This is a genomic window from Pedobacter polysacchareus (genome assembly GCF_019802255.1).
Classification (GTDB): domain Bacteria; phylum Bacteroidota; class Bacteroidia; order Sphingobacteriales; family Sphingobacteriaceae; genus Pedobacter; species Pedobacter polysacchareus.
In genome coordinates this window covers 401,622-414,969 of the sequence record NZ_JAHYSS010000001.1, presented here as the reverse complement: position 1 = coordinate 414,969, position 13,348 = coordinate 401,622, and the positions used below count along the sequence as shown (strand labels likewise).

Genomic DNA, 13,348 nt, shown 5'->3' with positions numbered 1-13,348 from the left:
TTAATAGCGCAAAATCCGCTGATCATTATTTCCAAAACTCATTCAACTTCATATATGGATTATTCTTTAAGGCATCCTCATAAATTGGCCATGTCCATCCGCCCTGGATAAAATCGCTCACCGACATTACTCTAGACAAATTGAATTTAATATTCATGATGCGCTTGGTACGTACCAGGTCATTGTAATAATGTCCTTCTCCCATTAGCTCGCGACAGCGTTCCATATAAATATCATCTTTCAGGTCGCTTCCGGTAGTGGTGATTAGTGATGCGCCAGCCCTTACTCTAACCAGGTTCACCAGGCGTTGTCCTTCCCCTACGTCTTCCAATTCAGCTGCAGCTTCGGCGGCAAGAAGAATGGCATCTGAATAACGGAACACAATGATGTTATCGTCATTTCTCACAGAAACTCCCTCTCCACCGTACACATTGATGAATTTTAAAAATTGAAATTTGTTATTCCCGCTGAAAGGCTGATCAAACCAGGTAGTCAAACGCTTGTCTGGTCCTGCACTGCTTGGGTAAATACTTTCCATGTATTTGGTGGTATAATAACCATCATTGGTAGTTTTGGTCACCGTTCCACGGTATGGATAATACGTCATGATATTGGCCAGGTTGGATCTTATATTAAAGAATTCCCCATAGTTAGAATTCTGAAGCACTTCAAAAAGCCCTTCTTTGGTACGCCCTTTAAAGATTTCTTTAGTCCTTTCCATTGGCAATAATTCATGTACACCAGGATTAGCCAACAGCTCATCGCCTAATGCTTTTGTACTCCTGTAATGCGTATCAGCCTTACCTGGATCAAAAGCTGCAGCCCACATGTTCAGGTGCATCATCAGTGCCAATGCACTGCCACGGGTAGCTCTGATGGCTACAATAGACTGATCACCATAAGTCCATGGTAAATCTTCCTTTACCGCATCCATGTCTGCAATACATTTCTCCAATACCTCTACCATCGGCATTCTAGGTAAAGGAGTAGTATGGTAAGCTTCAGTATAATAAGGTACATCACCATACAGCCTCACCAGAAATAAGTAACTTAAGTTTCTCATGAAAACAGCTTCTGCACGGTAGCGTTTTCTATCATTCTCAGAGAAAGTAGCCGTAGGAATTTTATCCACCTGTACGATCAGAATGTTCGCGGCCTGGATGATGTCATAAAAGGCCTTCCAGTCGGTCATTCTGTAATAGCCATAAGCAGCATCTTTACCCCATTCCGAATTGCCCTGTAAGGCCCTGATATTACCTCCAGCCAGAAGGTTCAGGTGCGAAGCAGCTGCAACAATTGGAGCATTTCTAACATCGAATGTTAAATAGAAAGACTTTGCATTCTCCCCTGCTACCTTAGCACGGAATTGCTGGTATAATCCTGAAGTATATGCTTCTACATCTTTTTTATTTTGCCAGTAGTTGTTTCCGGTAAGGTTATCGATTGGTACTACATTAAGAAATTTCTTACAGCCTGAAAACAGTGTTACACTGCAGCAAAGCCCGATTATTATATATTTGAAATTTTTCATCTTTAAATAGGATTGAGATTAGAACTGAACATTTAAACCGAAGGTATAAGAACGGCTATTTGGATATCCTCCTGAATCATCTCTACCCAAGGCATCTACACTCTCTGGATTCGGACCTGAATAGTTGGTAAATGTATATAGGTTTCTTCCAGTCAGATACAAGCGTAATCCGGTAATTCCGAAACGTTTTGTCAATTCTTTTTTGAAGGTATAACCGAAGGTCACGTCATTAATTTTCAGATAAGAACCATCTTCCTGGAACAGGGTCTGGTCGTAACGGAAAGGCTTAATCACCGCCTGACGGGTAAAGTCAAAAGGATTAGGATAAGTGGCTACATCACCTGGATTAATCCAGAAGTTGTATTCTACCAAAGGCGTCAATGATTTCAGTGAAGTTGGCAAACCAAAGTTCTGGAAACGCTGTGCTGCAGCATTGTTCAAAATGTCTCTTAAGTAAGTATAGGAAAGGTTGATATTCAAACTAAACTGTTTGTAAATCATACTAGAGTTGATCCCGCCAACCATGGAAGGCTGTGCAGTACCTACAGAAACCAGGTCACGATCATCCAATATATAATCCCCATTTAAATCGGTCCATCTTGGATCACCACCCTGGAAGTATTTTACATTACCACCAGTTCCGGTACGGTATCTTAATCCGGTAATTGGATCTACAGGCACATCAGCGGTATTCGAATACACCCCATTTGTATTCAGCAATACGTTAGAAAGTGTGTTTCTACCTAAACGGTATAAAATGTTCTGACCCGTATTTGCATCTTTTATCATGAATTGTCTAACGCCATCTGGCAAACCTGTTAAGATTTCTTTACGGTAATCCCCGTTAATACCGATCGTCCAGTTCAACTTACTGTTGTTTGACAGTGGTTTAAAGTTAATGGCAAGCTCATAACCGCGAACCATAAAGCTCATCTCGTTAGTAGAAATCTTCTCAAAAGAGTTCATTGTTGCCAATTCTTTTCCTCTCAGCTCATTGTCAACATATTTCCAATACGTATCAAAAACAACATTTACTCTATTGTTAAAGACCCCCGCGTCGAAACCAAGATTATAAGTGGTGGTAGATTTTGGCTTTAATGTAACGTTTGGTACCGTTTTCAGATCCAGACTAACCGTAGGGTTATTATTGTAATTTCCGGACGAAACATAACGGCCATACACATCGTAGATAGTTCCCGTAGGCACAATGTTACTACCGTAACTTGCCCTTAGCGAGGCATAATCCAACCAGCTTATTTTAGATAACCAATCTTCCTTACTAAAGTTCCACCTTGCTCCTATAGAAGGATTTTTAGCATAACCAGACTCAGGTCCGTTGGTAGAAGTTCCATCCAGACGGTAACTTAAGTCCAATACATATTTCTGCATATAGTTATAAGAGAACGATCCTGCAAAAGCAACAGAACGACGGTCAAAGAAATTATCGAGTGTACCACCCGGAGAGAAGGGATAACTGTAACCCATAGTAGGACCATGAATAAAATCATTCACAGTATTTCTGTTGATCATTGCATCCGCAGAAAACTTGGTAGAGGTTAACTCATTAAATACTGTCGCATTGATGTTGTGTTTTTCATTAATTGAAAGGTTGTAGGCCAGCGTATTTCTATTATATAGGGCTACTTTTTTATCGTTGTATAAGTACAACTCTCCGGCATTGTTATTGATTGCAGCAGGCACAAAGTTGTCCTCTGTTCCTGAAGCATAGGTATAACTAAAACTAGTAGAAGCCGCTAGATTTTTCAAGAACTCGTAACGTAAGTCCATATTGGCCACCATATTAATGGTTTTATTCTCATTCTGGGTCTGCTTACTCGCCAGTACAGAATTTACCGAAGTATATTGACTTGGCGCTGGCAGTAAAGAAGACTGCGAGCCTCCATCAGCTGCCTTTTTTTGCAGTAGGCCGTTTCCACTTCCTTTGCTGTTTTTAGCCAGGGCATTACTAATACTGGCAAACATCCTGAACTTCTGACTTGGCTGATATTGCATGTTCATATTTAAACTCACACGGCTCAACCCTGTGTTTTCTACAATACCCTTTTCATCGTAATAACCGGTGTTCACTTTATAGTTGAACGTGTTGTCACCACCGGAGATGTCTACGTTGTGCGACTGGTTATAAGTTCTGCGGAAGAAATATCCCTGCCAATCTGTAGAATTGTTGTAAAAAGAGTTCAAACTATCTGCCAGAAAAGGACTGCCATTGATCATTTGCATCGCATGGTAATAACTGCTGTCATTCATTAAAATCTGATTGACGCGCATTTCACGTTCTCCTCTACCACCGATCACATCCCTTAATTTAGGAATAGTATTCATGAAATAATTGGATACATATTTGATGATCGGCACTTTTGAATTTCCACGTTTGGTAGTAATCAGGATCACTCCATAAGCACCACGGGAACCGTATAATGCGGTCGCCTGCGCATCCTTAAGAATCTCAATTCTTTCCACGTCTTCCGCAGGAATCAGGGATAGCGGACTAATACCTGGCCCAGACTGCTGGAAGCCATAGTCAAAAGTCTCTGTATCCTCAATCGGTACCCCATCAATTACAAATAATGGAGATGTTGGTGTTAAAAAGGCAGAACCACCAGATTCCTGAACATTGATGCTGGATAAACCACGTAAGTTAATGGATCCACGCATACCTGGAGAACCATTATTGTTCTGCACGTTCAAACCTGGAACTTTACCCTGGATCAATTCCATTAAGTTGGCAACCGGTACATCCTGGATCATCTTGGCGGTGATTACCACACTTGATCCTGTACTCGTTTCCTTGGTTTTGGTCTGATAACCAATAATTACCGTTTCTTTTAGCGCACTTTGCTCTTCCGCTAAATAGATACTCATTTTTGATTTGCTATCCGATTTTCTTCTAACGGTGGTATAGCCAATATATTTAAAAAACAATTCTGCATTCTCTGGAACACTCACAGAAAACTGTCCCTTTTCATTCGTCACCCCCACACTTTTCAATGGGCTTCCGGACTGAATGTTAACGCCGGGCATTCCGATTTTTTCGGCCTTATCAAAAACAGTTCCCTGTATGATCACTTGCTTCTGCTGCGCAAATACCTCTTTATTAAAGCCGCAGAGCAGGAGTAAAGAAAACACTATAATTAGATACTTCATATCTGATTTATATTAAAAATTATAACCTTGGTTAGTCATTGGTGAATTTGGGACTCTCTCCTTTAAACTTGAAGATGATTTCCCAATCTCCACGTTCATAGATACTGAAGTCCATAGCCATATATGCCTGGATCAAACTGTTTCCGTAGCCCAGTCTTTCATAACGGAATACGGCTCTTGATCTGGTTCCACTAGGGTTGGTGTAAATGGTAGGGAATTCCACCGATGGAATGGGATAAGATACATCGTAGGTTACCGCCTCCTTGGTCATTTTCATATTAAATCCATGCACCAGCTCTTTCCATTTGGTGGTGTTAAACAATGCCGGATCGATCGCGTTATTCAGGGAATCTTTAAATTTGAAGGTCAGTGAATTTCCGGTGCTATTTTTTTTATTAAAAACAGCTTCTATATCATAAGGGCTGATAAAACTCCGCTCGCCTCTCAGATTGGACATTTCAGAAATCATTACCCCCAGTGATTGTGCCTGACCTGTAATCGGATCAAGGTTAGAAGGTTCAAAAGCCCGCTCTCTGTATGGCATCAGCTTAAAATCTCTGAAATACCTTCTACCACCAGAGTTGGAAACTTCCACGTCAAACACATATCCTGAATCAGGACGCGCTTTAACGAAGGAAGAATTTGAATTTGACCACATTAGAAATTGACCAGAATGCTGACGAATTTCAAAAAGCGGGTGATTTTCTACTGCACGTTTGGATTCAATTTCTTCCAGTGAGGTCTCCTTACCGGTATATGCTTTCTTCCATACGGTAACAGGAAAGTTCTCTGTCAGCTCAGGTGCCGGAGAACCATCTCTTCTGCGCATATTGATGATCTTAAAATCTAGTGGCAGGCCTGAACCTGTACCGGAATTAAAATTATCGGCAAAAAGGGTATTACGTCCCAATACAGGGCTATAGACGCTTGCCGTAAAAATAGCATCTGTCCCCAATGCCAAACGGTCATCAGGAAGATCCTTTTTGCAGGATACAGTCATCATTACTGCAATCCCTATGAAAAGCATATAGAATGATGTGAATGAGTATTTATTGTTCATGTCTTATTTGCCTTATTTATTAATCCTTTGTGTGAATTCATTAAAGCCAAATTCGTGGCTAGGCGCCAGAATGTTGACAATTGCATTATGGGTTACAATGTTCACCGCATTGGTTGGGCTCCGCTGCCAGAATTTTACGAAAATGGAACCTCTTGGGTCACTATAGGTTAAAATCTGAGGACCACCATTGATCAATCCTGAAGCACTTGCTTTGGAGTATAGGATGTGCATTGGATAGTTATGAAGCAGGGTCTTTACATGAAGACCATCAGAGTAGCTCATATAATCATCCGACTTTGTTTTACCTGAGATCAGGTATTTACATACCATAATTTCCAGTTCTGACAGGTCTGCCGTTGCCAGATAGATTGGTGCTTTCAGCTCCATCTTTCTCGTCACATTCAGGTTCTTAATGGCCGATTCAAAACTTTTATTCGGCACCGCAAAAACGGTAAGGTTTTTATTTTCCAGAGAATCCTGCAAAGCAGGCAGGCGCTTAAGGACCAATAAAAGGGAGTCATACTGTCCTGTTTGTGCTTTTAGGTAGCCCAAAGCAGTCCCATCAAATTCCTGAATCTTATTTTCGTAGGCGTAATAAGTTTCATCTGTTTTTTTACATCCTGGCAGGATCATGAACAGACATAGCGCAGCCATAACCGGGAGAAAAAAGAGATTTTTTATAGTATTTTTCATTACAATTTATTTAAGGTGATGAACTGAAAGGAGCTTAATTCCAGAAACTATTTTGAACGATCTTTTTATTGGCATTCAATACATCTCTTGAGATTGGCCAATAGATTCCGTTTTCATCCAGCAGTTTATTAAAACCAGGGTTATTACGTTTAAGCCTATTGTACCTTACCAGATCATACCAGCGCCATCCCTCGCCCATCAATTCTCTTCTGCGTTCTGCAAAAATGGCATCGACCACATCATCAGAGGAAGTGTTTGAAAAGGCCGTAGCTCCGCGTTTTGCCGAAGCTGTATTTAAGGCATCAATCGCTTCATTTCTAAAACCTAGTGCAGCCAACGCTTCTGCTCTAAGCAGTGTTAGTTCTTCCAAACGGGTAAACAACACCGCAGAACTGAATACCGCATATGTTCCATCATTACCTATATCTCCGTTTTGAACCACCGCAATCTTTTTGAAAATTGGTTTCTCCGTATTGAAGTTCACGAAGTAATTGGTACGGAATAATTTGGTGATGGTATCTAGTCCAAAGCGCAAATCTTTTCTGTCTTTAAAAGCAGCTAGAATCGTATCTTTTGGCACGTACATGTCTGGTACTGGCTTACGGGTAATTGGTGCGGCTAAAGTCAACTGCTCAATGTGACCATTTGCAGTCGCTTCACCATTTCCATATTCGAAGGCGAAACCAACAATCTGTACTCCCCTTTTAAAGGCAAAAGGACTGTAGAAACCATTTTCAGTCAAATCGTTCATAGAGATGTACCTTGGAGAAGATTGTGAACCATCTTTCTGGTAATTGTCCATGATAAATTTGGTGTAGATCTCCGTTTCCAGATATTTTCCCTGCCATGCAGTGATGTGCGATAAAATTGCATAAGCAGAAATCTTGGTGAACAATACCCCATTCCAGTAATCACGGTTTTTACCATAATAATCACCTGGAAGCTGAGGATCTGCCCATCCATAATAGATCGGTAAAGTTTTTGCCGCAGCTAACAATTCAGATTCAGCAAATGCCAATACTTTTTTCTGGTCAGTTCTTTCACGTTCTTCAAATTGTCCGTCATGCGAAGAGGTCAACAAAGGAACATCACCCCAGATACGCACCATATAGAAATATGCGAATGCTCTCAGGGCTCTTGCCTGCGCAATATCCACATCATTGTTTACTTTGGTATAGCGTTTATCCTTTGCCAGGATTTCTCCTGATCTTTCAATAAACAAGCTGGTGGCATTAATCACAGAGTAAAATCTGCGCCAGTTGCTGATCTCATTCATGATGGGATAAGAAGCTTTCAAATCTCCACGAATGATGGCTTTTAAATCAGACCTATTGGTGGCTTGAAAATCTCCTTGTCGCAATTCTCCCATTAACCAGTGGGTATTGTTACTTGCCATTGCGGTACGCATTAAAGCATACATCCCCAATACGCCAGATAAGCCATCTTCCAATGTGGTCCACTGTGTTTCTTCAGTAGATAACCTTGTTGATTGCACGTCCAATGCTTTTTTACAGGAGAAGTTAGCCGACAAAACTGCCAGCAATAACAAAGCGGTTAGGGCTTTATTAAAAGTTGTGTTCCTGTTTATAAAATTTATCATCTTCTCTATTCTATTTAAAACTATAAATCAAACTTTACCCCAAGCGTGTAGGTTCTTGGAATAGCCATTCCGTAACCATTGTACATGCCGGTATAATCAATTAGTTCCGGATCACCACCTGTAAATGGAGACATGGTAAGCAGGTTGTTGGCAGTCACATATACATAGATTCTCTTGATGTCTGCTTTCATGTTTCTGATCGCTTTCGTTTTCGTCAGGTCATATCCTAATGAAACTGTTCTTAATTTTACATAGGAAGCATTTTCTAAGAATAGGTCCTGATCAATACGGTAAGGGATGACATCACTCCATGGGTTGTAAATCGTATAACTTTTTGCGTTATTGCTGATCTGCCAGGAGTTTACTTCTCTGATGGAACCAATGTTATTGGAGTTTTCTCTGTTGATAAAATCGTAACGGCTGGCATCATATTGATTCAATGCTTTTTGTCCGATGGCTGCAAAAAACTGTAGGGTCAGGTCTACACCTGCATAGCTGAACTGGTTGGTCCATCCTGCGGTAAATTTAGGAAGGCGACTGCCTTTCAATACCTTATCGGCATCATTCACTACAAAATCTCCATTTTGATCTTTCCAGATCGGATCACCAGCTTTTAAAGTATTTCCATCAAATGTTAATGCTCTGCCATTTGCTGGGTTTACTGGAATTTCAGCACTGTTGTTATAGATTCCTTTGTTTTCATACAACCAGAAAGCACCAATAGACTCTCCTACTTTCAGGAGGCGATCGCCGATGATCAGCTCTTTCAATCCGTTTGGTAAGGCAGTCAGTTTGTTTTTATTGAAGTTCATGTTGAAACCTGTAGTCCAGTTTAAACCGCTTTCTCTTTTCAGAATCTGCGCATTCAAAGTCAGGTCTACTCCGGTATTTCTTACATCCATTCCGGTTGCATTGATACTTGCGTAACCACTTTCCTTCACTAGTGGTAAGTTCAATACCATTCTCTTATCGTCTTTTTGGTAGAAGGTAATTCCTCCGTTTAAGCGGCCCCCTAAGAAGCTACCGTCTAAACCAAGGTTAAACTGATCTACAAAAGGAAGTCCGATACCATAACCAACCCATCCAGAAGTATAAGGTCTCATGATCCCACCACCACCACCATAGGTAGGTAAAGTTGGCTCTTCATTCCATCCCATGTTTACTCTATATTGAGGGCCACCGGCGAAACGATCGTCATTAAATGGCTTCATGATTCTAGACCAGGAAGCAGTTACTCTTAAATCTTCGAATAAATTATTTGCGGTTAAGAATTGGTTCTTAAGGCTCCATTCTGCACCAAATGCTGGTGTTATCATCCATCGGCTATCTGGCTGTCCATTTGAAGAACCATCATTTCTTAAGCTAGCTCTTAAAGTCAGCAGGTCTTTGTATTGGTATTTTGCAGCACCATAAAATGAAAGCAGCTTACTCTTTTCACGGTCGTTGAAACGGGATACATAAAATCCGCCATAAGGAGATTCTAAATAATCGTCGTGGTCTCTATTACCATCAACCTTGTTGATTTTGATAAAATCATTAGGTCCGTTATAAGCTTTAGCGTAGTTGTATTTATAGGTATCATCCTGTAAAGACTGGCCCAATTCGAATTCGAACTTGTGGTCTTTATTTAAATCATATTTATAACTGAATGCGTTATTCAGGATCACACGCTGGTTAAATCCAAAATAATTGGAAACAAAGTTATTGTCTTCCATTAAGGTAGAAGGGAAGAAAGCATCTCTGGTGCCTTCCATATAATCAAAAAGCACACTGGTGGTGAAGCTGATTTTATCCAGTTTCAATGTCAGTGCGACTGCTCCTTGTAAAAGTGTATTGGTATTGTCGTCAATTACCTTTTTATACTCATCTAAGAAGTTTTGGTAAAGCGCTTTATTTGGAGATAGTGGAGTCGTAAAATCCGTTAGGTAAGTCGTTTCACCAAAACGATCTCTTACACTTCTATTTCTGTTTCTATCTAATCTGGTCGCATTGATCTTCGTAGACAATGTTAACCATTCGAATGGCGCCATATTGATTTGAAATCCTGCAGTATATCTGTTTAAAGCAGTTTCATCGGCATTTCCAGCACTACGGGTATTACCGCCAAAAAATCTGAAGTTTGCACGTTCAGATCCACCGGTTAAGCTTAGGTCAAGTGAGTAAACAGGAGCGGTTTTGAAATACAGGTCGTTCCAGTTGGAAGGGCCATAATAGTCGGTACTGGTAGAATCTCTTAAATAACCTACATAATTAGCACGGTCATCTGCAGTGGCATATTTCTGGTAGAATGGCTGGCGGAAGGCATTTTCATACGCCCCATTTACCGTATTTACCTTACTGGACTGCACCATTCCGAAATAACTGTTCAGACTGATTTGTCTGGCACCGGATTTTGCATTTTTAGTAGTCACCCAAATTGCGCCGTTGGCTGCATTAGGTCCTAATTTAGCCAAAGCTACCGGGTCTTTGATCACCTCTATAGAGTTGACATCGTTGATGTCTATAAAGGATAAAAGGTTGGTGGCAGGGCCAATACGATTGAAGTCGTATTTTTGGATTTCAAAAGCAAAAGGATTGTCCTGAGCTAAAGGAATACCATTTAAATAGACTGCAGGTTGTACTGCATATACATCTTTTCTGCTGAAGATCGGAGCAGAAAGCCCTCTGATCAACATACTTTGTTCAGCACCGGGCTCTCCGGTGGTTTCCTGAACGTAAACTCCGGCTACATTTCCTTTCAGCATTTGCTGTAATGAAACATTTGGACTTAAGGCGGCAACTCTGATATTGACAGAGTCTTTGGTGCCTTTAAGTATAGCAGAGTTACTGATTTTCTTGGATATTGCTTTGTCTATCCTTTTTAACTCAGCAGAGTCTTCGGGCACCGTATCCTGTCTGAGGAGAATACTGTGGTAATTCAGTGGAGCGGTATAAAGGGGCTTTGCCTCTGCCTTTACAAAACAAAGGGCAGAAACCAGGACCGCAAAGAACGCACTCGCAATAATTCGGACCATTTTCATTCGTATTAATTAATTATTAGATTGTTAGCTTAGTTAATTTCCTGTTGTCGGATAAATCACGAAAGCGCTGGTGATTTAAAAAACAGGCCATAAAAATCCACTGACCACAAAATGATGTGGAATGGGTTAATCATTAAAAAATATCTGGTAGATAATAAAGCCCTGGAAAACGTGTTATAGAAAAGAGCTGATGATCTGATTTAATAATGGAATAACCTGATTGTTCTATTTAATCGAATGGGGTTTAAATCTGGATCAAACAATTTAGATGCAATTGCTGAGAAAGAGTAAAGGTTGTAATCATAGTTTGTTTGGTTTAGGTTGCTGTTTTGGTTAGTTATAACATATATTGCTTAAATGTCTTTTTCAATGGCATTCGTATGGCCATCCTAGTGTTGCAGAATAAGTTATTCTGGTGGTTGATCAACGACCTAGGATTATGTAATACTTAATGAAAGCAATTTAGGATATTTATATCTCCACTTTTCCGCAAATGACAGCGCAAACGTTTGATTAACGTACTATTATCGCATAATATGTCAATATTAACAAATAAAGAGCAATAATTTTTCCGTATAATATGTCTAATTTAAGAATGCTTAAAATGAAGGCGCAGATTCTGTTTTAAGAAGGAAGTGATAAAATAGTATTAACTACCTAATTATTTTGATTAAACCATTACATTGTTGAGGTATTTTGAAAAAATGAACTCCAAATTGAAATAACAATCGTGTTTTTTCTTTTCTAACCACCTAAAAACAAGGATATTACCATTATTTATTAAGATGACACTTTTCTTAAAACAGACTAGAATGACTACTTTCTTAAGGCTTAAAAAAGAGATTTACAGCTTTTTACGGTTAAAAATATTGTAAATTCTACTCCACACAAACGTTTGCGCTTCAAGATAATTTGTAAAAAATCGCCTTTTTACACTTTCCTTGGCATATATCCAGAATTATTAAAAATAAAGAAGCCCAAAAAAGGAGTTTTTTGGGCTTAATTTTCAAAAAATAGCTGTTTTGGTTTTATCGCTAATAACCGAATTATTCGGGTGTTTAAAAAAAATGTTTCTATTGTTTCTGTGGGTTTCTTCTGAATTTGGTGGGTTCCAAAACTCGTTTTTTAGCAGAAAGCCAACCATGGGCTGGCTTTCTGAATCTATTCCTATTTGTTAAAGGCAATTATTTTTTGACACTTGTTCCTTCTTCGATTTCTTCAGTTGCTTTTAACAGGATTTGATCCCCTTCTTTCAGTTCCCCAAAAATTTCTACCTGATCCGGCATCATTCGGCCTTTAGCAACTGGAATGTTTTTGGTTTTTCCATTTTCAATCCGAATCACATATACGCCAAGATTGGCATCCACCAAAGCTGTTTTTGGAATGAAGAAACTGGCTTCCCCCGCCTGGAGAGGGATGTTCGTTTCCGCCACCATCATTGGTTTCAGCTCATGGTTTACGTTGAGCAGGTCTGCCTCTATTTTTTCAGAACGCAATTTCTCATCCAGGGCACCCGATTTTCTGGAGATCCTGGCCATATACATCTTTTGAGGGATAGACTTTACTTTAAACCGGATCGTATCCCCAATATTCAGATAAGGTGTATTCGCTTCCGGCACCGATAATGATAACCGCAGCTGCTGATTGCGCTGTACAATCAGCAAAGGCAAATCTGCCGCTTTACCCATTGGCCCTACATAGGCACCTAAATCTACATTTCTATCGGTTACCGTTCCGCTGAATGGTGCCCGGATCACCAGGTAATTGTTCATGGCTTTGAGCTCATTGTAGATAGATCTCGCCGCATTTACCTGCGCCTCATCTACTAGTTTTTTGGCCGTAATCTGGTCTAAGGCATCCTTGGCAATGGCGCCTTCGGTTTTATCGGCATCAAACATCCGGTCGTAATTTGATTTGGTCGCGATATAGATCGCTTCCTGTGCTTGCAGCTTTGATTTTGCCGTGGCTAGCTGGGCCTGGATCTCTGGTGCATCTAAAACCACCAGCACTTGGCCAGCAGTCACTTTTGAGCCAATATCAACCTTGATCTGCTGCACGTAACTATTTACTTTGGCATACAATGCCGTTTCCTGATCTGCCAATAACTCCCCTGCCAGTTTCAAAGAAACTTTCGGGTTTGTTTTATGAATGGAAATTGCCTCAAAACTTTGCATCATCATCGGCATAGCTGCCGCTTTCTCTGTTACTTTTTTTTCATTGTTGCAGGCGGCGAAAGTAAGCGTCAATCCCGCAAGGATATAAGTGAATCTTTTCATTTT

Annotated in this window: 7 protein-coding genes; all 7 read right to left on the bottom strand. The window is 40.2% G+C overall.

Going from position 1 to position 13,348, the window contains the following annotated elements; translation table 11 throughout:
* Nucleotides 1–25: 25 nt before the first annotated feature.
* The 7 genes from K7X70_RS01705 to K7X70_RS01675 all read right to left on the bottom strand — a co-directional run bounded on the left by K7X70_RS01705 (nt 26) and on the right by K7X70_RS01675 (nt 13,345).
* Nucleotides 26–1,531, bottom strand: coding sequence for a RagB/SusD family nutrient uptake outer membrane protein (locus tag K7X70_RS01705; RefSeq protein ID WP_222535439.1), 1,506 nt, complete (start codon nt 1,529–1,531; stop codon nt 26–28).
* 18 nt (nt 1,532–1,549) lie between these two features.
* A complete protein-coding gene (locus K7X70_RS01700; protein WP_222535438.1) occupies nt 1,550–4,696 on the bottom strand; it encodes a SusC/RagA family TonB-linked outer membrane protein in 3,147 nt (1,048 codons plus the stop codon).
* A 31-nt stretch (nt 4,697–4,727) separates the two neighbouring features.
* A complete protein-coding gene (locus tag K7X70_RS01695; protein ID WP_222535437.1) occupies nt 4,728–5,756 on the bottom strand; it encodes a DUF5007 domain-containing protein in 1,029 nt (342 codons plus the stop codon).
* Between the two features lie 12 nt (nt 5,757–5,768).
* The gene (locus K7X70_RS01690; RefSeq protein ID WP_222535436.1) at nt 5,769–6,449 is read right to left on the bottom strand and encodes a hypothetical protein; all 681 of its coding nucleotides are present in this window, start codon (nt 6,447–6,449) and stop codon (nt 5,769–5,771) included.
* Between the two features lie 34 nt (nt 6,450–6,483).
* On the bottom strand, nt 6,484–8,049 hold the full coding sequence (locus tag K7X70_RS01685; protein ID WP_222535435.1) for a RagB/SusD family nutrient uptake outer membrane protein: 1,566 nt from the start codon (nt 8,047–8,049) through the stop codon (nt 6,484–6,486).
* A 20-nt stretch (nt 8,050–8,069) separates the two neighbouring features.
* Nucleotides 8,070–11,063 carry a SusC/RagA family TonB-linked outer membrane protein gene (locus K7X70_RS01680; protein WP_222535434.1) on the bottom strand — a complete coding sequence of 998 codons (2,994 nt, stop codon included), beginning with the start codon at nt 11,061–11,063 and terminating at the stop codon, nt 8,070–8,072.
* Between the two features lie 1,190 nt (nt 11,064–12,253).
* On the bottom strand, nt 12,254–13,345 hold the full coding sequence (locus tag K7X70_RS01675) for an efflux RND transporter periplasmic adaptor subunit (RefSeq protein ID WP_222535433.1): 1,092 nt from the start codon (nt 13,343–13,345) through the stop codon (nt 12,254–12,256).
* Nucleotides 13,346–13,348: the final 3 nt, after the last annotated feature.

Excerpts from the sequence above, each read along its gene's own strand:
- K7X70_RS01705 (WP_222535439.1), bottom strand. The coding sequence starts at position 1,531 with ATGAAAAATTTCAAATATATAATAATCGGGCTTTGCTGCAGTGTAACA.
- K7X70_RS01700 (WP_222535438.1), bottom strand. The coding sequence starts at position 4,696 with ATGAAGTATCTAATTATAGTGTTTTCTTTACTCCTGCTCTGCGGCTTT.
- K7X70_RS01695 (WP_222535437.1), bottom strand. The coding sequence starts at position 5,756 with ATGAACAATAAATACTCATTCACATCATTCTATATGCTTTTCATAGGG.
- K7X70_RS01690 (WP_222535436.1), bottom strand. The coding sequence starts at position 6,449 with ATGAAAAATACTATAAAAAATCTCTTTTTTCTCCCGGTTATGGCTGCG.
- K7X70_RS01685 (WP_222535435.1), bottom strand. The coding sequence starts at position 8,049 with ATGATAAATTTTATAAACAGGAACACAACTTTTAATAAAGCCCTAACC.
- K7X70_RS01680 (WP_222535434.1), bottom strand. The coding sequence starts at position 11,063 with ATGGTCCGAATTATTGCGAGTGCGTTCTTTGCGGTCCTGGTTTCTGCC.
- K7X70_RS01675 (WP_222535433.1), bottom strand. The coding sequence starts at position 13,345 with ATGAAAAGATTCACTTATATCCTTGCGGGATTGACGCTTACTTTCGCC.